General features: G+C 45.4%; 18 protein-coding genes. 8 read left to right on the forward strand and 10 right to left on the reverse strand.

Translation table 11 applies throughout. The annotated features are described in order from the left end of the window. Positions 1-6: 6 nt before the first annotated feature. Positions 7-1419, forward strand: coding sequence for a phosphoglucomutase/phosphomannomutase family protein (locus tag ACU01J_RS04340; protein WP_481084566.1), 1413 nt, complete (start codon positions 7-9; stop codon positions 1417-1419). A 64-nt stretch (positions 1420-1483) separates the two neighbouring features. Here the strand turns inward: ACU01J_RS04340 and ACU01J_RS04345 are convergent, their stop codons facing one another. The 6 genes from ACU01J_RS04345 to ACU01J_RS04370 all read right to left on the reverse strand — a co-directional run bounded on the left by ACU01J_RS04345 (position 1484) and on the right by ACU01J_RS04370 (position 7686). Beyond that, positions 1484-2515, reverse strand: a complete 1032-nt coding sequence (locus ACU01J_RS04345) for an ABC transporter ATP-binding protein (protein ID WP_481084567.1) — start codon at positions 2513-2515, stop codon at positions 1484-1486. Next, positions 2515-4140, reverse strand: coding sequence for an ABC transporter permease (locus ACU01J_RS04350; protein ID WP_481084568.1), 1626 nt, complete (start codon positions 4138-4140; stop codon positions 2515-2517). The genes ACU01J_RS04345 and ACU01J_RS04350 overlap by 1 nt, the downstream gene beginning before the upstream one ends. 230 nt (positions 4141-4370) lie before the next feature. Further along, a complete protein-coding gene (locus ACU01J_RS04355) occupies positions 4371-5387 on the reverse strand; it encodes a Fe(3+) ABC transporter substrate-binding protein (protein WP_481084569.1) in 1017 nt (338 codons plus the stop codon). Positions 5388-5531: 144 nt separating this feature from the next. Then, a complete protein-coding gene (locus ACU01J_RS04360) occupies positions 5532-6761 on the reverse strand; it encodes an ammonium transporter (RefSeq protein ID WP_481084570.1) in 1230 nt (409 codons plus the stop codon). 26 nt (positions 6762-6787) lie between these two features. Further along, positions 6788-7126 (reverse strand): P-II family nitrogen regulator, encoded by a 339-nt coding sequence (glnK, locus tag ACU01J_RS04365; RefSeq protein WP_004742633.1) that lies wholly within the window; start codon positions 7124-7126, stop codon positions 6788-6790. Between the two features lie 188 nt (positions 7127-7314). Continuing rightward, a complete protein-coding gene (locus ACU01J_RS04370) occupies positions 7315-7686 on the reverse strand; it encodes a YacL family protein (RefSeq protein WP_481084571.1) in 372 nt (123 codons plus the stop codon). A gap of 189 nt (positions 7687-7875) precedes the next feature. Here ACU01J_RS04370 and ACU01J_RS04375 point away from each other — a divergent pair, with 189 nt between their 5' ends. After that, complete coding sequence (locus tag ACU01J_RS04375) at positions 7876-8166, forward strand: hypothetical protein (RefSeq protein ID WP_481084572.1); 291 nt, start codon at positions 7876-7878, stop codon at positions 8164-8166. Positions 8167-8336: 170 nt separating this feature from the next. On the opposite strand, the gene acnB is transcribed toward ACU01J_RS04375, so the two are convergent. The 4 genes from acnB to hrpB form a co-directional block, all read right to left on the reverse strand. Beyond that, the gene (acnB, locus tag ACU01J_RS04380) at positions 8337-10925 is read right to left on the reverse strand and encodes a bifunctional aconitate hydratase 2/2-methylisocitrate dehydratase (RefSeq protein WP_481084573.1); all 2589 of its coding nucleotides are present in this window, start codon (positions 10923-10925) and stop codon (positions 8337-8339) included. A 301-nt stretch (positions 10926-11226) separates the two neighbouring features. Next, positions 11227-13476: a patatin-like phospholipase family protein gene (locus tag ACU01J_RS04385; protein ID WP_481084701.1), complete on the reverse strand. Its 2250-nt coding sequence runs from the start codon at positions 13474-13476 to the stop codon at positions 11227-11229. Positions 13477-13611: 135 nt separating this feature from the next. Further along, positions 13612-15987 (reverse strand): penicillin-binding protein 1B, encoded by a 2376-nt coding sequence (mrcB, locus tag ACU01J_RS04390; RefSeq protein ID WP_481084574.1) that lies wholly within the window; start codon positions 15985-15987, stop codon positions 13612-13614. Then, complete coding sequence (hrpB, locus tag ACU01J_RS04395) at positions 15984-18437, reverse strand: ATP-dependent helicase HrpB (protein ID WP_481084575.1); 2454 nt, start codon at positions 18435-18437, stop codon at positions 15984-15986. Before hrpB ends, mrcB begins: the two co-directional genes overlap by 4 nt. A 55-nt stretch (positions 18438-18492) precedes the next feature. On the opposite strand from hrpB, the gene sfsA reads away from it, so the two are divergent. The 6 genes from sfsA to panB all read left to right on the forward strand — a co-directional run bounded on the left by sfsA (position 18493) and on the right by panB (position 23501). Then, on the forward strand, positions 18493-19206 hold the full coding sequence (sfsA, locus tag ACU01J_RS04400) for a DNA/RNA nuclease SfsA (protein ID WP_481084576.1): 714 nt from the start codon (positions 18493-18495) through the stop codon (positions 19204-19206). A 138-nt stretch (positions 19207-19344) separates the two neighbouring features. Then, the gene (dksA, locus tag ACU01J_RS04405; RefSeq protein WP_053441150.1) at positions 19345-19791 is read left to right on the forward strand and encodes an RNA polymerase-binding protein DksA; all 447 of its coding nucleotides are present in this window, start codon (positions 19345-19347) and stop codon (positions 19789-19791) included. 70 nt (positions 19792-19861) lie between these two features. Beyond that, a complete protein-coding gene (gene gluQRS / locus ACU01J_RS04410; protein ID WP_481084577.1) occupies positions 19862-20752 on the forward strand; it encodes a tRNA glutamyl-Q(34) synthetase GluQRS in 891 nt (296 codons plus the stop codon). An 82-nt stretch (positions 20753-20834) separates the two neighbouring features. Next, positions 20835-22202, forward strand: a complete 1368-nt coding sequence (gene pcnB, locus ACU01J_RS04415; protein WP_481084578.1) for a polynucleotide adenylyltransferase PcnB — start codon at positions 20835-20837, stop codon at positions 22200-22202. Beyond that, the gene (gene folK / locus ACU01J_RS04420; protein ID WP_481084579.1) at positions 22199-22684 is read left to right on the forward strand and encodes a 2-amino-4-hydroxy-6-hydroxymethyldihydropteridine diphosphokinase; all 486 of its coding nucleotides are present in this window, start codon (positions 22199-22201) and stop codon (positions 22682-22684) included. The genes pcnB and folK overlap by 4 nt, the downstream gene beginning before the upstream one ends. A 22-nt stretch (positions 22685-22706) precedes the next feature. Next, positions 22707-23501: a 3-methyl-2-oxobutanoate hydroxymethyltransferase gene (gene panB / locus ACU01J_RS04425; protein ID WP_481084580.1), complete on the forward strand. Its 795-nt coding sequence runs from the start codon at positions 22707-22709 to the stop codon at positions 23499-23501. Positions 23502-23511: the final 10 nt, after the last annotated feature.

The raw sequence follows: 23511 nt of genomic DNA on the forward strand, positions 1-23511 counted from the left end.
TAAACCATGATTAAGTTCGGAACAGGTGGTTGGCGCGCATTTATCGGCGAAGAGTTTACCAAAGACAATGTCCAACTCGTCGCCCAAGCACTAGCAAACATCATTAACAACGAACAAGTGGCAGACAAAGGTTTCGTGGTCGGCTATGACCGCCGCTTTTTATCAGACAAAGCAGGCCGCTGGTTTACAGAAGTACTCGCAGCCAATGCTATCAAAGTTAGCTTTATTGATAAGTTTGTCCCAACCCCCATCGTGATGTTCAAGGCCAAAGAGATGGGCTGTGCCTACTCGGCATGTATCACGGCTTCACACAACCCGGCCGACTACAACGGTATTAAGGTGTTTATTGAAGGCGGACGTGATGCAGATGAAATCATCACTGAAAAAATTGAAACTCAAATCGCTCAACTAACGCTAGCTAAAGTAAAGTCAGTCGAATTTGAACAAGCGGTTGAAGATAAGCTGGTTGAAGTGATTAACCCAATGAACGAGTTTGTTGACTCGATCATTAACTTCATTGATATCGAATCAATCAAAAAAGCCAACTTACGCGTACTGATCGACCCAATGTTTGGTGTGGCGAAAAATGCGCTACAGACAGTATTGATCAATGGTCGTTGTGATGTTGACGTAATCAATGACGGCAAAAACCCTGATTTTGGTGGCTTAATGCCATCACCAAGTGCCGCAACCCTATATCGCCTAAAACACCTTGTGGCGGCTGAAGGCTACGATATTGGTATTGGTACTGATGGCGATGCTGACCGCTTAGGGATCATCGATGAAAAAGGTAACTTTATTCACCCGAATGAAGTGCTAATGCTGCTTTACTACTACCTACTGGAATACAAAGGCTGGAAAGGGTCGGTAGTACGTAATATTGCTACCACACATATTCTCGATAAGATCGCTGAAGATCATGGCGAGAAATCTTTCGAAGTTCCAGTGGGCTTTAAGCACATCAGCTCGCAGATGGAAGCCGATGACTCACTGATTGGCGGTGAGAGCTCTGGTGGTCTAACGATTCGTGGCCATATCAAAGGTAAAGATGGTGTGTTTGCTTCAAGCCTATTGGTAGAAATGCTATCCGTTACTGGCAAAAAACTGTCTGAGCTGCTTGATGAAATCTACGGTAAATATGGCTACGCTTATACCGCAGAGGGTGACTGCACCTTTAAGCCTGCCCAGAAAGAGACTCTGTACAGCCGTATCTATGTTGAAAAACAGTTACCTGAGTTTGAGTATGAGATCGACAAGGTTAGCTATGACGATGGGGCCAAAGTGTACTTTAAGAATGGTGGCTGGGTGATCGCTCGCTTCTCTGGTACTGAACCACTGCTGCGTATCTTTGCAGAAATGGCGGATAAAGAGACCGCAGAGACAGTTGTTCAGCAAGTGAAAGACTTTTTGCAGCTATAGTCTCACTAGACTTAATTTGAAACTAAAAAGCCCGGTATGGATTGCATACCGGGCTTTTTTATCTTTAGAAGGCTAGAACACCTTGGGTTTCCACCTTGACTGACACCTGTTGGCCAATCGTTAATGGCTCAGCTGAGCTTGCTAATAGACGACTGCCACTCGCATCAATCACATAACGGCAATGGTCGCCCATAAACTGCTGCTCAAGTACGGTCACAGCACTCTCTTCTGCAGCACTAATTTGTACATGCTGTGGGCGCAGTAGTAACTCACACTGATCGCCAATCTGAATATGCTGCTGCGCTGTCGCTTCCACTATACCAAGCTCAGTTTCAAACTCAGACTCAGATGAACGAGTCGCGCTCAAGTAGCTACCTCCACCTAAGAAATCAGCAACAAACTTACTTGACGGCTGATAGTAGAGCTCACTTGCCGTGCCATATTGCTCGATAACACCGTGGTTCATCACGGCCATTTTATCAGCAAATGCGAACGCCTCTTCACGGCTGTGAGTCACAAAAATAGCGGTCACCCCCTGCTTCTTGAAGATCTTACGGATCTCACCAATCAACTCATGACGCACTTGAGTATCAATATTCGAAAACGGTTCATCAAGCAGCAATAGATCTGGCTTATACGCCAGTGAACGTGCAATCGCGACACGTTGCTGTTGACCACCAGAGAGTTGGTGAGGATAACGCTCTGCATAACCGGATAGATGTACTAGATCCAGCATCTCGGCAACTTTGGCATTTTTATCAGCTGCAGAAACATCACGTAGACCGAAAGCGACGTTTTCTGCCACTGTCAGATGAGGGAACAGCGCATAATCTTGAAAGATCATGCCGATATTACGTTGCTCGGGTGGTAACCAATTCGCTCCATCATCAATCATCATACAATTCAAGCTCATAGTGCCTGAACTTAATGGCAATAAGCCCGCAATAGCTTTAAGTAAAGTTGTCTTACCACAGCCACTTGCACCTAGCAGACAAACAATCTCACCTTGAGCAACTTCGAGTGACAAAGACTCTAAAACCGTTGTCTGCTCATCGTATTTACACGTTAAGTTATTAATAGATAATGCACAGCTCATTAGTGGGAATGCTCCAAAGAACGGTTAACAATGACTAGCGGAACTAAACCGACCAAAACAAGCAACACCGCCGGCATCGCAGCCAGTTCCAAGTGCTCATCAGAGGCAAAGTTATAAACGTACGTAGCCAAGGTTTCAAAGTTAAAAGGTCTTAGTAATAGCGCGGCATTAAGCTCTTTCATTGACTCGATAAAGACAAGTAGGCCAGCAATCAAAGCACCACGACGAACCAATGGAAAGTGGATGCGCCATAGCATCGAGTTAGCGTTACAGCCCATAGTGCGAGAAGCCATATCGAGCGAAGGAGAGACTTTACTCAAGCTGCTTTCAATACTGCCAATTGCTACCGCAGAAAAGCGCACTACCATGGCAAAAATCAGTGCGAACATTGAGCCCGAGAAAATCAGCCCCGGTCTACCCCACTCCATCCACTTAGCAACATCATTCACTAAATGATCCATAAATAAAACTGGAACCATGACACCAATCGCTAAGACAGTTCCCGGTACAGCATAGCCCATCGATGAGATACGCATAAATGCCAAACTTCTTCGGCCTGGATTTACTCGTTGGCAGAAGTTAACCACCAGCGCAACCAAGACACCAATAATCGCCGCAGTGAACGAAACATATAGACTATTCAGTGCGTACTCACGAAACTCTGCAGTCCAACTTTGGGCAAAATACTTGTAAGCATAGATAATGAGCTGACCAAGCGGGAAAATAAAGGCGATACAAACTAATCCCCAGCACCAAGAGACCGCTAACCACTTTCTCCACCCTACCAACACGTAACGAAAATCTTCGCGACTGCTAAATTGATTTTGGAATAGCTTCTGCTTGCGACGACTATATCTTTCAGAGCTAAGCAGCAAGATAACCACCACTAGCATAATTGCAGAGATCTTGGCTGCAGCGGTCAGGCTCGAATAACCAAGCCAAGTGTCATAAACCGCCGTAGTTAGTGTATTCACCGCAAAGTAACTGACCGTGCCAAAGTCACCAATGGTTTCCATCGCAACCAGAGAAAGACCAACCGCAATCGAAGGACGAACTAGAGGTAGTGAGATGCGGCGAAAACTCTCCCAAGGAGAGCACTTTAATAGACGAGCTGACTGCAGTAGCGAGACGTTTTGCTCCATAAATGCAGCGCGGCAAAGTAGATAGACGTATGGATACAATACTAACGATAGAACGATGATCGCACCGCTAATGGTGCGAATATCTGGGAACCAATACTCCCCAGGTCCCCAGCCAGTTACATCACGCAATAGGATTTGAATTGGCCCTGCAAAATCAAACCAGTCCGTAAAAATATAACCGACAATATAGCCTGGCATCGCGAGAGGAAGCACCAGTGCCCATTGCAGTACTTTCTCACCGGGGATACGGCACATTGCCATAATCCACGCAGAAGGAATACCTAGAACAAGAGAAAGCGCCATAGTACCTAACACGAGGACAACTGTATTGTAGGCATAGGTGGGCATCACTGTGGACATCAAATGAGTGAAAAGCTCATTTGTTTCGCCAACAGCGGTAGTGAATATTGCTAAGATCGGCAAAACCAGTAGCACAGCTAATACTCCGCTACTGGTTTTCCATAAGTAATTCTTTTCTTTCATCGCCTAATTACAACGAGGCTGTATGAAATATAAATGCGTTTGCAAATACATCTCATATCCCTTTGATAGTCTAGGGGTATTTATACCGATATACGTAAGTGACTTCAAGGTACACTGTACATTAGCGTGCAGTGGAAGTGTTTCAGTATAAAACAAACAACCCCAAGTGCCTTAAAACCAGACAGCTTGAGGTTGTACTCTAATAGGTCAGAGACCCACTATTCAGACTATTATAGGTCGAATTTAACTTCATCTAGAAGTTTAATTGCCGCTTCGTGGTGATCAGCAATTGCATCTAGAGAGATAGTGTCTGCTTTGAATTCACCCCAAGATGCAACTAGCTCAGAAGGTTTCACGTCTGCTTTCACTGGGTATTCGTAGTTAACTTCTGCGTACATGCTCTGAGCTGTGTTACCCGCTAGGAATTCCATTAGCTTAACTGCGTTCTCTTTGTTAGGAGAGTACTTAGCCATCGCCATACCAGAGATGTTTACGTGAGTACCTGTTGTCTCTTGGTTAGGGAAGTTAATGTATACCGCGTCAGCCCATGCTTTCTGCTCTTTATCGTTAACCATCTTACCTAGGTAGTAGCTGTTACCAAGAGAAACGTCACATAGACCTTCTTTGATCGCTTTAACCTGTGCACGGTCGTTACCTTGAGGTTTACGAGCTAGGTTTGCTTTCACGCCTTCTAGCCACTCTTTCGTTTCCGCTTCGCCTTTATGAGCGATCATCGCAGATACTAGAGATACGTTGTATGGGTGCTTACCGCTACGAGTACAGATCTTACCTTTGAACTCAGGCTTAGCTAGGTCTGCATATGTGAAATCATCACCTAGACGACCAACACGGTCACGTGAAGAGTAAACGCTACGAGTACGAGTTGTTAGAGCAAACCACTTATTGTCAGTATCTTGGTACTGCGCTGGGATGTTTTTCTCAAGGACGTCGCTTTCTACCGCTTGAACGAGGTCTTTCTTAGTTAGCTCAGATAGACGGCTGATATCTACCGTTAGGATAACGTCAGCTGGGCTGTATTCGCCTTCTTGAGCCAGCTTCTCTGCTAGACCTTTCTTTGCAAACTTAACGTTTACTTTAATGCCCGTCTCTTTAGTGAACTCGTTGAACATAGGCTCAACTAGGAAAGGTTGACGGTAAGAGTATACGTTCACTTCTTCTGCAGCGATTGCCGCTGTTGGTGCAATTGTCGCACAAGCTAATGCAGAAAGAGTCAGCAATTTTTTCATTGGTTCAGTCCTTTAATATCGTAATGATAACGTTTATCAGTTGCGTTATTATATTCATCATAATTTAGAAAACAATGACTATGAACAAAAAAACCTGCTCATCTGAGCAGGTTTTTGCCTTAGAAATATGTAACCGCTTGTAAATTATTTCACCGTTACAAACTCAGGATAAGCGCCAACACCACAGTCATGCATATCCATACCTTCTAGCTCTTCGTCTTCTGAAACTCGAATACCTACTGTCGCTTTAAGGATAGCCCACACCACCAAGCTTGCACCAAATACCCAAGCAAATATCACGGCAGCACCAAGTAGCTGAGCACCAAATGTCGCGTCTGCATTACTCAGCGGCACAACCATTAGACCGAAGAAACCACACACACCGTGAACTGAAATCGCACCTACTGGATCATCAATCTTAACCTTGTCTAAACCGATGATACTAAATACCACGAGTGCTCCCGCAACTGAACCAATAGCAACAGCGTATAACGGTGATGGTGATAGAGGGTCTGCAGTAATTGCAACAAGACCTGCTAATGCACCGTTTAGAATCATGGTTAAGTCTGCTTTGCCCCAAGTCGTTTTACATACAAGTAGCGCTGCAATTGCCCCCGCTGCTGCTGCTGCGTTTGTGTTAAGGAAGATTTGACCAACGGCTGTTGCGTTCTCAAAATCAGAAACCATCAACTGCGAACCACCGTTGAAACCAAACCAACCGAACCAAAGGATGAATGTGCCTAATGTTGCTAGAGGCATATTCGAACCTGGAATTGGGTAGATTTCACCGTTCTTACCATATTTACCTTTACGAGCACCTAGTAGTAGTACACCTGCTAGCGCCGCCGCAGCACCTGCCATGTGAACGATGCCTGAGCCAGCAAAATCACTGAAACCCGCTTGTGATAGGAAACCACCGCCCCAAGTCCAGTAACCTTCCATTGGGTAGATAAACGCCGTTAGAACAGCTGAGAAGATTAGGAATGACCAAAGCTTCATACGTTCAGCTACTGCACCTGATACCACTGACATTGCTGTTGCAACGAATACCACTTGGAAGAAGAAGTCAGATTCAAGTGAGTGGTCTGCGCCCTCACCTTGAGTGCCGATCAGTGCGCCAAACGATGGTAGCCAACTGCTATCGCCATTATCGACATACATGATGTTGTAGCCCACAATCAGGTACATGGTACAAGCAATCGCGTATAGGCAGATGTTTTTAGTTAAGATCTCGGTTGTATTTTTAGAGCGAACTAGGCCTGCTTCTAACATTGCAAAACCCGCTGCCATCCACATTACTAACGCACCTGAAATTAGGAAGAAAAAAGTGTCTAGTGCGTAACGTAACTCAGTTACTGTTGTTGATAATTCCATCTTATTGTCTCCAGTCCTTTGAATTCTTATAGCGCTTCAGCGTCCATTTCACCGGTACGAATACGTACGGCTTGGCTAAGGTCATACACGAAGATTTTACCATCGCCAATTTTCCCGGTGTGCGCAGCTTTAGATACCGCTTCAATCACTCGATCAACATTTTCCGCTTGAGTTGCGATCTCTAGTTTTACTTTCGGTAAGAAGTCCACTTGGTATTCTGCACCACGGTACAGTTCAGTGTGGCCTTTCTGACGGCCAAAACCTTTTACCTCTGAGACCGTCATACCCTCAATACCAACATCGGCTAGGGCTTCACGTACGTCATCTAATTTGAACGGTTTGATAATCGCATTAATAAGTTTCATCGCATCCTCTCTGCAAGCTGTCATCCTTTTGTCTTATACAATCCAAGGTGCGTGCCAACTTTATATCTCATTGATTTAAATAGAAAATACATTTAAAGAGCAACATAAAAACAAAAAGGGCGCACCATATCGGTGCGCCCTTTTCACAACATTAAAGCAACATAACTAACGTTCACCAATTAAGTGCACTACTTAGTCGTTAAGAACGTTTTCCACTGCTCAATAAGATCTTCAAAATCATCAATGCCGCAGCTAGCGGTACTTTCACTATCGTAAAAATCAAACTCACTGCCTGCGTCTATCTCTTGGCCGTGGCCAAGCACATTTTCTTGTACCACAATCTCGTCACCTTGGGCATTGAGTGAAATCTCCGCACCGACAAGCGTGTGTTCAAGTTGAGGCGCTTGGCGAACTTGCTCAAGCAGGTTTTCTACTTTCTCGATTTTCTGCCAATCATTGCTTATTTCCTCTTGTAACCAACGAGCTACAATTTCATGCCCCATACTGGACTTAACATAGTATTCGCCCATCAAGGTATTACGAATGAATTCAAATTCCACAGCAGACCTCGTATTTATTCCACAAGTTTGATTTTCGGCATTATAAAACTACATCAACGCAGATGCGTCCAACATATTAGTGGTCAGTTTATGCCATTTGACGAAACTTCGTTCAATTCCATGAACTTGTTGTGAGTGGGATTGTCCATATAGAGTCACTATGACCACACCTATATAAGGACATTTTCCATGAAATTCTTTACGTTAGTCGCTGCCGCTCTATTTACTTCAAGTTTCGCGTATGCAGAACAAGATTCCCCATACATCATTCACTGTGCAGATAATCACCAGCTTCCCGATGGAAAATACTCTGTTCGAGTGGAAATCGTTGTTAAAGATGAAAAGGCCAAGGTTAAATTATTATCAGTAGATAATGGCGATAAAACTGAATCCGAAGTACCTGTATCAGAATTACGAAATTTCACCAAGTGTATTGCTCCTCTAGTCTCGAATGAAGAGGTCGAATTTACAGAAAAATAAACCGCCAATTCACTTTCAAGCGCTAGTCTTTACTTTAACTTGAAGCTTTCGACTCAATATACTCGCTGTGCTGGATTCGGCCTTGTGAAGTTCAGTCGCAAGTAACGCTGAAAAAAAAGCGCCCACCAATAGGTGGGCGCTTGTTTAGCTAGTCAATATTCATGATGCCATTAAGCTGGCTCTTGGAAGATCACTTGGTCCGCTTTATTGGTGTACTGATCCATACGATGGAAATTGAGGTAGCGGTATGTATCTGCTGCCGTTGCATCAATCTTCTTCGCGTACTCTAGGTACTCTTCTTTAGTCGGAATACGACCTAAGATTGCACCCACTGCAGAAAGCTCTGCAGACGCTAGGTAAACGTTAGCACCTGTACCTAGGCGGTTCGGGAAGTTACGCGTTGATGTAGACATTACTGTTGCTTTGTCTGCTACGCGTGCCTGGTTACCCATACATAGAGAACAACCCGGAGTTTCAATACGAACCCCAGCGCGGCCAAAGATACCGTAGTAACCTTCTTCCGTTAGCTGGTCTTTATCCATCTTAGTTGGTGGCGCAACCCATAGGCGAGTGCTTAGAGAACCATTAAACTCTTCTAGCATCTTACCCGCTGCACGGAAGTGACCGATGTTCGTCATGCAAGAACCGATGAACACTTCTTGAATCTCTGTACCTTGCACTTCAGACAGTAGACGTGCGTCATCTGGATCGTTTGGTGCACATAGCACTGGTTCTGTAATATCCGCTAGATCGATTTCGATTACGTGTGCGTATTCTGCATCTGCATCTGCCGATAGAAGTTCAGGGTTAGCCAACCACTCTTCCATGCCTTTAATGCGGCGCTCAATCGTACGTACGTCACCGTAACCTTCTGCGATCATCCACTTAAGCATAGTGATGTTCGAGTTTAGGTACTCTTCGATAGACTCTTGAGACAGCTTAACGGTACAGCCTGCAGCAGAGCGCTCTGCCGATGCATCTGAAAGCTCAAATGCCTGCTCAACAGATAAGTGTTCAACACCTTCGATCTCTAGAACGCGGCCAGAGAATTCGTTGATCTTACCGGCTTTCTCTACCGTTAGTAGACCTTGCTTGATGCCGTATAGTGGAATGGCATGTACTAGGTCACGTAGCGTGATACCTGGCTGCATTTCACCTTTGAAGCGCACCAAGATTGATTCTGGCATATCAAGTGGCATAACACCTGTCGCTGCAGCAAATGCTACAAGACCAGAACCCGCAGGGAACGAAATACCTAGTGGGAAACGAGTATGCGAGTCACCACCTGTGCCTACTGTATCAGGTAGTAGCATACGGTTTAGCCATGAGTGGATAACACCATCACCCGGACGTAGTGATACACCGCCACGGTTCATGATGAAATCAGGTAGTGTGTGGTGAGTATTTACGTCAACTGGTTTAGGGTATGCCGATGTATGACAGAAAGACTGCATCACAAGATCAGCAGAGAAGCCTAGACACGCAAGGTCTTTTAGCTCATCACGCGTCATAGGACCCGTAGTATCCTGAGAACCAACCGTTGTCATTTTAGGCTCACAGTATTGACCTGCGCGAACGCCTTCAACACCACATGCTTTACCAACCATCTTCTGAGCGAGCGTGTAGCCCTTATCTGAAGCAGATGGGTCAACAGGCTTAGCAAATAGGTCTGTTTCTTCTAGACCTAGAGATGTACGAGCACGGCTTGTTAGACCACGACCGATGATCAGTGGGATACGACCACCAGCACGCACTTCATCAAGTAGTACTTTGCTTAATTCAAAACTTGAGATCTCCGCGCCGTCTTTGCGTACAACACCTTCGTATGGGTAGATATCAATCACATCACCCATGTTCATGTCTTGCACATTTAATTCGATCGGTAGTGCACCTGAATCTTCCATTGTGTTGTAGAAGATTGGCGCGATCTTACCACCTAGACACACACCACCAGTGCGTTTGTTCGGTACGTATGGGATATCTTCACCCATAAACCAAAGCACAGAGTTTGTCGCAGATTTACGTGAAGAACCAGTACCAACAACATCACCTACGTAAGCAAGTGGGATACCGTCTTTCTGTAGCTCTTCGATTTGTTTGATTGGACCAACATTACCTGCATCATCAGGGTTAATGCCATCACGCTCCATCTTCAGCATCGCTTTCGCGTGTACTGGGATATCAGGACGAGACCATGCATCGGGTGCTGGAGATAGGTCATCAGTGTTTGTTTCACCAGTGACTTTGAATACTTTAACGGTGATCTTTTCTGCGACTTTTTCTTTTGCAGTAAACCACTCAGCGTCCGCCCATGACTGAAGTACTTGTTGTGCGTAACTATTGCCTGCTTTTGCTTTTTCTTCTACGTCGTAGAAAGCGTCAAACATAAGTAGCGTATGAGATAACGCTTTTACAGAGATCGGGGCAAGTAGTTCATCATCTAAGAACTCGACAAGCGGTGCAATATTGTAACCACCTTGCATAGTACCAAGTAATTCCGCTGCTTTTTCACGGCTTACAAGCGGTGATTCCACTTCACCTTTTGCTACTGCCGTCAAGAAGCCTGCTTTTACGTATGCAGCTTCATCAACACCAGGTGGGATTCGATTCTCTAGTAGGTCAAGAATAAATGCCTCTTCACCTTGAGGGGGGGTTTTAAGAAGTTCAACTAGGCCGGCAACTTGCTCAGCATCTAGTGGTTTAGGAACAACTCCTTCGGCAGCACGCTCTTCGACGTGTTTACGGTAGGCTTCAAGCACGACTTTTTTCCTCTCATTGCGGTTCCTCCCTCTTATTACTATTTATTCAAAGAATAAGGGAGTGAACATCCTTGGAAACTTGGCTCTCCTTGCCATATTTTTCATTCAATGCTGACTGAGAAACAGTGCCAGAGAGGCCAAACTGTGGGCGGTAGAATAGCAAATTTAACCTTAAATTAAAATCTCATCATTTTGACCAACATAGCAACTTAAGACTAAAGTTCTATGATTTTCGTTGTTAAGTCAGTGTAATATCCCGCTCAATAAGAATGGAAGACTACTATAAGGCATACCTTTTTAGCTACTTAAAGGTCGTACCTATGATCAAATAGACCGAGTCATAGTTTTTCTCTGTTCGGCCATAACCAAACATAATCGGGCCTATTGGTGAATCGACCCCAGCAAACACTGACCCTGCGACATACAACGGCGCTTCGCTCAAATCGGTATCCTTTCCTGACCAGACACCACCATACTCTAAAGATGTACCGACATAGAAAGGTGATGTAAAGAGGCCAAAGTCATTATCAAACCAGCGGTAACGATAGATCAAACTGCCATACACTTTATTCTCACCAATTAAACTATTGCGAGGGATCCCTGACAGGTTTAAAAAACCACCAATAGCTTTAGGATCAAGTGGGACTGACGAGTTCTTACTCGTCACAAAACCAAGATCAGCATTCGCGACCAAAGTATGGCGAGAAAAAGTATGAGCGGCGATAAACTTAGCACCAAACTCATAAGAAGTATCCTTTTCTCTCTCCGGATTGGAGAGTTGGGCTTCATTCAAACTATTATCATGAGACACCATATAATCGAGATCTAAATAGATGCCTTTGGTTGGTAAACTAAAGTTATCTAAGGTATCAATTTTGTAGCTAGCAAAAGCGCCTAAGCGAGTATAACTGGAGTCGCCATAACTTGGTAAAGTCGACAAGCCCCCTGTTCCATCCACATAACGGATACCCAACATGAAACGACGCCATAAGGTATCTTGATAGCCAAGTGCCCATTCTGCTGACCACTGACGATAAGAGACTGGCAGATAGTCCTTTGTTGCTTTAAGAGATGTATCCTCAAATCCAGATAGCGGCGCATTATGCTTTTCATTGCGGTACGCAAGCTCTAATGTAGTAAAACTTTTTTGACTAGACAGAAAAGGGGAGTAGAACTCAAATTCGATAAGTTTGTCGGTACCGATTTCGAAGTTAGTTCTTAACTCCGCACCTTCAGAGTTCAGGTCAGTGAAATTAGCTGAGGTACCTAATGAATATTGGCTATCTGTCGAAAAATCATCTTCTAAAAAGAAACGAAAATTGAGGTAATTTGGCCCCCAAGACTTTTCGTTTACGTCGAATATTAGGCTGTCTTCCCCATTAAGGTTATCATAACGATAGGTCACCAACTCAAAGCGGTCTAGGGCATAAAGCGCTTGGACACTATCTTCCACTTGAGCAATTTTGTACTGTTCTCCCTCTTTTAAACCTAAACGCTTCTCAAGTAGGTCATCAGAATAGTGGGTATTATTATTAATGACGATATTTTCAACCGTAATATTGTCGCCATAACGCAGCTTTTTCCGAGCATTTTGCTTATGTTCTAAATAGGCTTGATAGTCTGCCGACGATAGGCTGAGCTTACTCAACTTATCCTTGAACGCCATCGCTTCTTGATAGCCCTTTTCGAACGCTTCAGGCATTTTGTCAAACTCTGTGGTTTGCATTTTGCCTACTTTGGGGTGTAAGAAATAATCCTTGTCAGTTAAGGTTTCAGCTTGACTGTTAGTGGTACTGCGCACCAAGTAATTAGAAAGCTGATCAGCGACACTAAATAAGTTGGTAAAGTCCTCTTCATTTTTATACTCAGTGCTGATATCCACAGCAATAACAATATCAGCACCAAGCTCACGAGCCACGTCAACAGGCATGTTATTGGTCACGCCACCATCAACTAATAACTGTCCATTTAACTTATATGGAGGCAATGCCCCCGGCACCGACATACTCGCCATCATGGCATCAACAAGATATCCCTCACCAATGATGACTGGCTTTAAATGAACAATGTCCGTCGCCACAGAACGGTAGGGGATCGCTAATTGATCAAACGAGTGAAAAGGAGGTAGATTCCCCACAGTTTCACGTAATAATTTCAGCATCCCCTGCCCTTGAACAATCCCCTTAGTCGCGCGAACCTCGCCCCAGCGTAGACCAAGATCAGTGGTCAGCTGGTATCTATCTTCGTACTCTTTGTCTTGCACTTTTCGCTGACTACGATCAACGCGATCGCGATAACCACTATTCCAGTCGACGGTATCAATAAAAGATTCAATCTCTTCAGCGCTCATTCCTGTCGCGTATAATCCACCAACAAAGGACCCCATACTGGTGCCAGTAATGTAATCAACAGGAATTCTGAGCTCTTCGAGCGCTTTTAGCACGCCAATATGTGCTGCACCTTTGGCTCCACCACCAGCCAGAACTAAAGCAACTTTTGGTCTTGACGCTTCCTTACCGGGCGATTGCGCCATCACACCAAATGTCATCATGCTGAATATGCTTATGATGAGGTAAGTCATCTTTCTCACAGTGCGAGTTCCTTTCTAAGTTCGTTCTTACGTTTATACTGGGTGCGTAAAATGGCGTAAAGGCCTAATTCTTATAATTATTCATCAAATTGATCGCTACCAGTTAAATAGCTTGTGGATCCATTGCTTCGGTTGGTTGTCACACTGGCTTTTAAACGTTCCTTCGGCATCCCAGACTGGTAGCTTAAAATCGTTACTGCAATCGAGAGCCAAATTGCCTTGTGCAGTTTTTGCAAAGCCATACGTTGAGATCTCATGTGGCCAAGGCAATGCTAACTTTTGAGGAATACGATGCTTTAGGTACTCAGCGTAAACTCGCAGTGCACCACTCGCACCTGTTAGCTTGGTCGACTTATTATCGTCACGCCCAAGCCAAATAGTGGTCACCTCACGACCATCCACACCGACAAACCAACTATCTTTGGTGTCATTACTGGTACCAGTTTTACCCGCTAACGCCGCCCAAGCAAATTGATGATTGAGGTAACGCCCGGTGCCTTCTAACACGCCGCGCTTCATGGCATAAGTGGTAAGCCATGCTGCTTGCTGGTCTACAGTTTGAGAAACTCGTGGCAATGATTGGAATAGTACATTGCCATCAAGATCAATCACTGAACGCAGCGCGGACAACTTCGCTTGTTTACCAGAATTAGTCAGCGTTTGGTACATCTGTGCAACTTGGAATGGCGTCAGAGTAAATGAACCTAAGAACATTGATGGCACTGGGCGTATTTCACTTTTATCAACGCCAAGTTTCTCTAAGGTTTTGACCACACTAGGTATACCGACCCGCATGCCCAGTTCAACCGTTGGGACATTGAGTGATTTAGCCAATGCGGTATAAAGCGGTACGTCACCCCGGAACTTGCGGTCATAGTTTCTTGGTGACCAAATATTGCCTTTGCTGCCCTTTAAGCTAATTGGCTTATCATGCAAGGTCGTGGCTAAGTTATATTTCTCCGGCTGCTCTAACGCGGCAAGATAAACAGCAGGTTTCGCTAACGAGCCAATTTGACGACTGGCATTTAGCGCGCGGTTAAAGCCATCATAGCCAGTACGTTTACCACCAACCATAGCGCGAATTTCCCCCGTATGACGGTCAACCGCTACCGCTGCACCTTCCAAGGACTTACCTGCAACATTGGCTAACTGAGGGATCTTACGCGCGATCGCTTGCTCCAATTTTTGCTGTGAAACCGGATCAAGTGAAGTGAATACTCGTAGACCAACATCCGACTGAAACGCTTCGCCGACTTTTTCTTTCAGTTCAATTTTAAGCTGTTGAAAGTAAGCAGGCTGTCTGCTGGCAATACGTGGGTTGTCTTGAATATCCAGTGGTCGACTCGCCGCCATATCAAATTGATTCGCGGTTAAGATGCCTTGTTGCATCATAAGACGCAAAACTAAATCACGACGCTTTTTGGCACGTTCAGGAAAACGAATCGGGTTGTAATAAGATGGGCCTTTCACCATACCTACTAGCAAAGCCAATTGATCGATGCGTAGCTCTTGAATCGGCTGACCGAAGTAAAGGCGAGATGCAAGACCAAAACCATGCACCGCTTCACCGCCGCTTTGACCCAAATAGACTTCATTTAGATACGCTTCTAAGATGCGATCTTTGCTGTAACGGTAGTCGAGAATAAGTGCGATATAGGCTTCACGCACTTTTCGCCACAAGGTGCGATCACTAGACAGGAAGATGTTTTTTGCTAACTGTTGAGTCAAGGTACTGCCACCTTGAACCGTGCGACCCGCTTTGACGTTGGCAACTAAAGCACGAGCAATCGCCAACGGGGAAACACCATCATGCTGATAGAAGTCGCGATCTTCTGTGACGAGTAATGCATCAACCATCACTTCAGGGAATTGGTCACGGCGTAAGAACAGACGTTGTTGATCGTTATTCTTTTCCAACATCCCCAACATTTTTGGTTCGATACGCAAGTACCCCATATCTCCTTTTTTCTCCAGAGATTGAATACGGGTTAGGCTGTTGGAATCGAAATATAGCATTACATGACGATCAGGCTCAGGGCCATCGCTAAACTCAAACGGTCGACGAATCAGCTCAATCTTGGTTGAGGATGAAGAGTATTCACCAGGGTAACGAGGCTGGCGCACTTTACGATAGTTCAGCACATCTAACTCGTTACGCACTTCCTGAATGGTAACCGCATCACCAGGCGCAAGATTCAAGATGCGTGCATACACTACTGTAGGCAAATCAAACAACTGTCCCTCAAAGCGCTGTTTGACGACGCTGTCAAGGTAAATACCGACGAATAACAGCACAGCGAATACAGCTATACCTAGTTTCCAACCAATTCCCCAGAGCATTTTCAGCCAATGGCGCTGACCTGAGTTATTCGTTTTACGTTTGGTCGGCTTGCGACTCGATTTACGAGCTGGCTTTTTGGCCGTTTTGGTTGTTTTACTTTTTGCGCTCGCCGTCGTGTTCTTCTTGGTCATGAGTTTAACTGTCGTTTGGTTTTAGTTGTCGCTACATGTGTCGCTGGATTATCCGGCCAAACATGTTTTGGATAGCGCCCTTTCATCTCTTTTTGTACTTCTTTGTAAGCGCCCGTCCAAAAGCTTGCTAGGTCTCGGGTCACCTGCAGCGGCCTTTGAGCCGGAGAGAGTAACTCCAATACCAGTCGCTTTCTTCCTTGCGCGATTTCTGGTGACGCTTGCTCACCAAATACTTCTTGCATGCGCACCGATAATACGGGCTCTTGCCCTTGTTGGTAACGAATTTTCTTTCTGCTACCAGTTGGAACTTGGTAATGAGTTGGCAACCACTGTTCAATGTCTTGATTCAGTGGCCAACCTATATACGCCAATAACGCCGCTTCAAGATCGACTTTAGCCATTGCTTTAACTGAGTTAATGCCATTCAAGTAAGGCGCTAACCAACCATCTAAATTAGCCAACAGACTTGCATCATCAAGATCTGGCCATGACTGCTCTGGCAACCACTCCTGTCCGCAGCGCAGCCGTTCTAATAGCTCTTGGCTCGCTGGCGTCCAATTTAATACTGATAGCCCTTTACGCTGAATAAAAGTAAGTAAAGCTTCGGTCATTTTTTCGCTAGATGGCTCAGGCAGCGCTTTACTGTCAATAACAAGCCTACCTAGTTTTGTCTGTCGCTCTGCAACCAAACGTCCTTTCTGTTCATCCCAATCAACGCTATCAATAGCTACAAATAAATCAGGGCAATGCGATTGCAGCTGAGCAATATCTAACTCAAGCGCAGAGTAGATCATCGACGAGTCAGACTGACCGCGCATCAGATCGATAACAACTAAATACTCACTGGCTGCCAGACGTTCGGTATCTTGCAGCTGCGCACCGTGACCATTAGCGAGAATAAACCGGCCCAATTGATTGCGCCGCGCCTGCGCAACTCGGTCCGGAAACGCCATCGCCAGCAAACAAGCAACCTGAGATTCATTAATCTGTGAGAGCTCAAAACGATGCTTCATCTTAGCCGCTAGCGTTTTGGTTCGTTGAGTCACTAGCTTTTGCTTACTGTGTTTAACCGATTTTAAGCGGTGAACGCTATGCATAAAGTCGAGCGTGTTTCGCTCAGGCTCTTCGAGTAACGCACTAATCGCCAGCGCAGTATTCAATTCACCACCCGCATTGGCTAGCATCGCACTGGTTCTTGGCTCTAATCCAAGCTCACCCGCTAATACGCCCGCTTCGGTGAGCTGGCCTTTACTATCGATGAGGCCAAGTTGCAGCAATAGCGACTTGGCCTGATTAACCGCCGCCGCAGGAGGAGTGTCTAACCAGCACAAGTCTTCTGGGTTTTGTGCACCCCATTGTGCTAGCTCTAGAACTAAATTTGATAAATCACTATGCACAATTTCAGCTTGAGGCACATAAGGTTGCTGATTGAGTTGACCTTCACTGTAGAGACGAACACAAATCCCAGCTTCGATACGCCCCGCTCGCCCTGCGCGCTGCTCAGCAGAAGATTGCGCAATTCGTACTTGCTCTAAGCGCGTAACACCACTTTTTAGATCAAACTTAGCGACACGCTCTAAACCTGAATCGACCACCAAGCGGATACCCTCAATCGTTAATGACGTTTCAGCAATGTTGGTTGCCAACACTACCTTACGTTGCCCATCTCTTGCTGGTTGAATCGCCGCTTGCTGCTGAGCAAAATCCAATTGTCCGTACAAAGGACACACTTGAACGTTAGCAGGAAGAGTTTGCAATTTATCTTCAACCCGCTTAATGGCTGCCACGCCGGGTAAAAATGCGAGTAAAGAGCCGCTTTCGCTACTCATCAGGCTAGTGATCTGTTTCGCCATCAAATCTTCTAAACGATCATTAGCTTTGGCATTGATATAGCGATACTCAACGGGGTAACTGCGCCCGTGCGACTCAATAAACACCGCCTCAGGCAGCAATTTGCCAAGCGCATGCTGATCAAGTGTCGCCGACATCACCACCAATTTAAGATCGTCACGTAACGCCTCTTGAATCTCTAGACAAAAAGCTAACGCGGTATCGGCATGAATGCTACGTTCATGGAACTCATCAAAGATAACCAAATCAATACCTGACAGTTCAGGATCCGATTGGATCATACGAGTTAGAACCCCTTCGGTCACGACTTCAAGCTGAGTACGCGCACTGGTTTTGTTCTCCCCGCGGACACGATAACCAATACGCTCACCGACACTTTCACCCAGTTGGTTGGCAAGATAACGAGCAATGTTTCTCGCCGCTAAACGTCTTGGTTCAAGCATGATGATTTTGCCATCAACTACGTTTTCTAGTAGCAATTGCAAAGGAAAGTAGGTCGATTTACCTGCACCAGGAGCCGCTTTTAAAATCAGCTGAGAGCTTTCGCGTACACCAGAGAGTAGTTCTGGCATCACGCCTTGAATAGGCAATTGTGACAATGGGGAAACCTTGTGGTGTAATGAGTGGAACTATTGTACATAAAAACAGTGCCAAATGAAGTTCGAACCACCATTAGAACAAGCAACACTAATCAAGCGCTACAAACGTTTTCTGACTGACATTACTTTGCCAGATGGAAGCGAGCGAACCATCCATTGTGCCAACACGGGTGCGATGACAGGTTGCGCGACTCAAGGCAATAAAGTGTGGTATTCCACCTCTGATAACCCAAAGAGAAAGTACCCAAATAGCTGGGAACTGACTGAAACCACCTTAGGTCACCGCATCTGCATCAATACCGCCAGAGCAAACCAATTGGCCGTTGAAGCTATCGAGTCTGGTGTCATTAAAGAGCTCCAAGGATACGACCTACTTCAAACTGAAGTGAAATATGGCAAAGAAAATAGCCGGATTGATATCTTGCTCAATTCAGAAAATGCACCAAAATGCTATATAGAGGTCAAAAGCGTCACCTTATTGGATGAGAAAAAACCGGGGCAAGGGTATTTCCCAGATGCGGTTACCACACGTGGTCAGAAGCATCTGAGAGAACTCACAGAAATGGCGCAAAATGGAAGCAGAGCGGTACTTTTGTTTACTGTTTTACATTCAGGTATTGAAAAAGTTTCTCCTGCAACCCATATAGACGCCAAATATTCACAATTACTTAAATACGCACAAGAGCAAGGGGTGGAAGTGGTGTGCTACAAAGCACAACTTTCCAACAGTGAGATAAAATTAGTCGAAGCGCTTAATTTCAGTCATTAACGGCTAAAAGTGATGACGCCTTCACATTGACAATAACTTTACTCACCAGTATTTGCCTCTGATGACTCTTTTTGCTATAGATACCCGCCTTAAATTAACTGCGAGCGCAGTTGATTAGGTGTTAGTAGGAGATGCTGCATGCCAGAATCAAAGAAAAAAGCGCTAGGCATCCTAGCCATTGCAGGGGTTGAGCCATACCAAGAGAAAGCAGGTGAAGAATACATGTCACCTGAGCAAATGGCTCATTTTACAAAAATTTTATCAGCTTGGCGCAACCAGCTCATGGAAGAAGTTGATCGCACTGTGCACCACATGCAGGACGAAGCAGCAAATTTTCCAGATCCCGTTGACCGTGCTTCTCAAGAAGAAGAGTTTAGCTTAGAGCTACGTAACCGTGATCGTGAACGTCGCCTAATCAAGAAGATTGAAAAGACGCTAAATAAAATCGAAGAAGATGATTTTGGCTTCTGTGAATCTTGTGGCATCGAGATTGGTATCCGCCGTCTTGAAGCTCGTCCAACTGCAGACCTTTGTATTGACTGTAAAACACTTGCAGAAATCAAAGAGAAGCAGATGCAAGGCTAATTATTGCTTTGTCTGACTATTGAAGGGAGCTTTGGCTCCCTTTTTGGTTTATTAAAAACAGTACCCATCTATGAGTTATATTGGCCGTTTCGCCCCCTCTCCTTCTGGTCCATTACACTTTGGCTCACTGATTGCTGCACTCGGCAGTTACTTTCAAGCAAAGTCACAACAAGGCCAGTGGTTAGTTCGCATTGAAGATCTTGATCCGCCTAGAGAAATGCTGGGCGCGAGTTCACTTATTCTCGAAACTCTAGAAGCATATCAGCTCCATTGGGATGGCGAAGTCGTTTACCAAAGCCAGCGTCACGAACGGTATCAAGAGCAAATCAATCGTTGGCTTCAGTCTGGTCAAGCGTATTACTGCCAATGTACTCGCAAACAAATTAAAGCGTCAGGTGGGTTTTATACCGGTACCTGTCGCGGTTTAGCTTTGCAGAATCATCAACAATGTGCGATTCGACTGCGCATGACACATCCGATCTACCAATTTGAAGATCAGCGTCATGGTATTTTAACTATTCCTGCTGTATTGGCAGATGAAGATTTTATTATAAAGCGCCGAGATGGGTTATTTGCTTACAATCTTGCCGTAGTATTAGATGACATCGAACAAGGCATCACCGAAGTGGTGAGAGGCGCTGACCTAATCGAACCGACTGGACGTCAGATTAGTCTCTATCAAATGCTTGATGCAGAGCCAGTCAGCTACTTACATCTACCATTAGCACTGGATGAAAGTGGACATAAATTGTCCAAACAAAATCATGCAAAAGCGATTGATAATAGCAATCCAAAGCCCGCACTATTGGATGCAATGAGTTTCTTAGGCTTTGATATTGATAAAGAAATTCAATCTGCTAGCGTGGAAGAAATCATTGCATGGGGCGTTAAAAATTGGCGCGTAGTTCAACTACCAGAAACGACCGAGATCACGCCAATATTCTCAAACCGCTCGCTGTAAGCTATTATTAGCCGCAAATTCGCCCCTTATGGGCCCAAAAATATTAAACTCAAGCAAGGTTGGCTTGCCCAATTATTGCCAGATGCACATGAACAAAAACGATTATACACCTAGCGAAACAGAAACATTCTCTGAGCTCGCTTTAAATATTATTACTCGCCAAGAACATAACATCTCGCGCAAACAGATCAGTGATAATGCATTGAAGGTGTTATACCGTCTGAATGGTGCTGGCTTTGATGCGTACCTAGTCGGCGGTGGCGTTCGTGACTTATTACTAGGACAGCAGCCTAAAGATTTTGATATTGCGACTAATGCAACACCAGAGCAGATCCGACAGCTGTTTAAGAACTGCCGTCTGATTGGCCGTCGCTTCCGTCTCGCACATATTATGTTTGGTCGTGACATCATTGAAGTCGCGACTTTCCGTGGCCACCACCAAGAGCCAAGCAAAAACGTTTCTCAGCAGTCTAAAGAAGGATTGCTACTTCGTGACAACGTTTATGGCACAATCGATGAAGATGCTGAACGTCGTGACTTTACCGTCAATGCGATGTACTACAACATCGGCGACTACTCTATTCACGACTACGCTGGCGGCCATGAAGATTTAGAAGATAAGCTTATCCGCTTGCTCGGCGACCCTGAAACACGCTACCGCGAAGACCCAGTGCGTATGCTGCGTGCGATTCGCTTTGCGGTGAAGCTCGATTTTGATATCGAAGAAGATACTGCTGCGCCAATCGAAGAGATGGCGGCCTTACTGCAAGATATTCCGGCAGCTCGCCTGTACGAAGAGTCACTGAAAATGCTGCAGTCTGGTCATGGTCTAGAGACGTATCACTTAATGCGTGAGTACAACCTGTTCCAGCAGCTATTCCCAACCATTGCCGAGTTCTTTACTGAAGAGTATGACTCACCAACAGAGCAGATGTTGGACCTAGTGCTTGATTCTACCGACCAACGTATCGAAGAAGGTAAGCGTATCAACCCAGCGTTTATGTTCGCTGCCATGCTGTGGTATCCACTGCAGGAGAAAGCCAAGCAGTTGATGGAGAAACGCAAACTCTCCTCTTACGATGCGATCATGGAAGCGAGTAACTACATCCTTGACGATCAAGTACGTACCATTGCGATTCCTCGTCGCCATACTGCGACCATCCGTGAGATCTGGCAGTTACAGCTGCGTATGCCTCGCCGCAATGGTAAACGTGCCTTCCGCTTGATGGAGCTTAATAAGTTCCGCGCTGGTTTCGACTTCTTAGAAATGCGTGGTGAAATCGAGCAAGGTGAAGTCAAAGAACTCGCTAAGTGGTGGGAAACCTTCCAAAATGCTGGTCGCAACATGCGCCAAGCGATGGCGGCAGACCTAGACGTAAGTAGCGATGGCCAACCGCGTCAGCGCCGCCGTAAAAATTACCGCAAGAAAAAGCCTAAGGCATCATCATGATCACAGTATTTGTCGCTGTTGGCAGTAATCTAGGTGATCCAGTATCTCAAGCTAACGTAGCTATTGATGCATTAAAACAGTTGCCTAAAACGCAATTTGTACAAACTTCGTCGCTCTACAGCAGTACACCGATGGGGCCTCAGGATCAACCTGACTACATCAATGCGGTTATCGAGCTGACAACAGAATTAACGCCACTTGAACTACTCGATTGCACTCAAACAATTGAGTTAGAGCAAGGGCGCGTCCGTAAAGAAGAACGCTGGGGCCCAAGAACCTTAGATCTCGATATTCTGCTTTATGGCAATGAGGTGATGGATTCCGAGCGTTTGACCGTTCCACACTATGGAATGAAAGAGCGTGAGTTTGTGCTCTACCCGCTCGCAGAAATCGCACCAAATTTAACCCTCCCATGTGGGACTAGACTGGATGACTTACTCAAAGTCGTTGCCCAAAACGGTCTGCGTATTTGGCAATCATAGCCAAATTCTGTAAGGAAAAATCATGAAAAAAATTTCCATCAATGATCTGATGAAGTGGAAGCAAGAAGGCCGTAAATTCGCGACTTCTACCGCTTACGATGCAAGCTTTGCCCAGCTATTCGAAAGCCAAGAGATGCCAGTACTGTTGGTCGGTGACTCTTTAGGCATGGTTCTTCAAGGCGAATCTTCTACTTTACCTGTCACTGTAGAAGATATTGCTTACCACACGCGCTGTGTACGCGCTGGTAGCCCTAACTGCCTATTAATGGCTGATATGCCATTCATGAGCTACGCAACGCCTGAGCAAGCGTCTGAGAGCGCTGCTGCGCTAATGCGTGCTGGAGCAAACATGGTTAAGATCGAAGGCGGTGATTGGTTAGTTGATACCGTTAAGACGCTTACAGAACGTGCAGTGCCGGTTTGTGCACACCTAGGCTTAACACCTCAATCGGTGAATATCTTTGGTGGCTTCAAAGTTCAAGGCCGTGAGCAAGATAAAGCAGACCGCATGGTACGTGATGCACTTGCGCTTCAAGAAGCCGGTGCTCAAATCATCCTACTTGAGTGTGTACCTAAAGAGCTTGCCGCACGAATTACTGAAGTTTGTGACGTACCTGTCATTGGTATCGGCGCAGGTAACGTCACTGATGGTCAGATCTTAGTTATGCACGATATGTTTGGAATTGCAGCGAACTACATGCCAAAATTCTCGAAAAACTTCCTTGCTGAAACGGGGGACATGCGTAAAGCTGTCGCTAAATACAAGGAAGATGTAGAAAGTGGTGCCTTCCCTAGCGAAGCACATACCATCGCGTAAGGATTTAGCC

The sequence above is a fragment of the Vibrio sp. 2433-A1 genome (genome assembly GCF_056726085.1).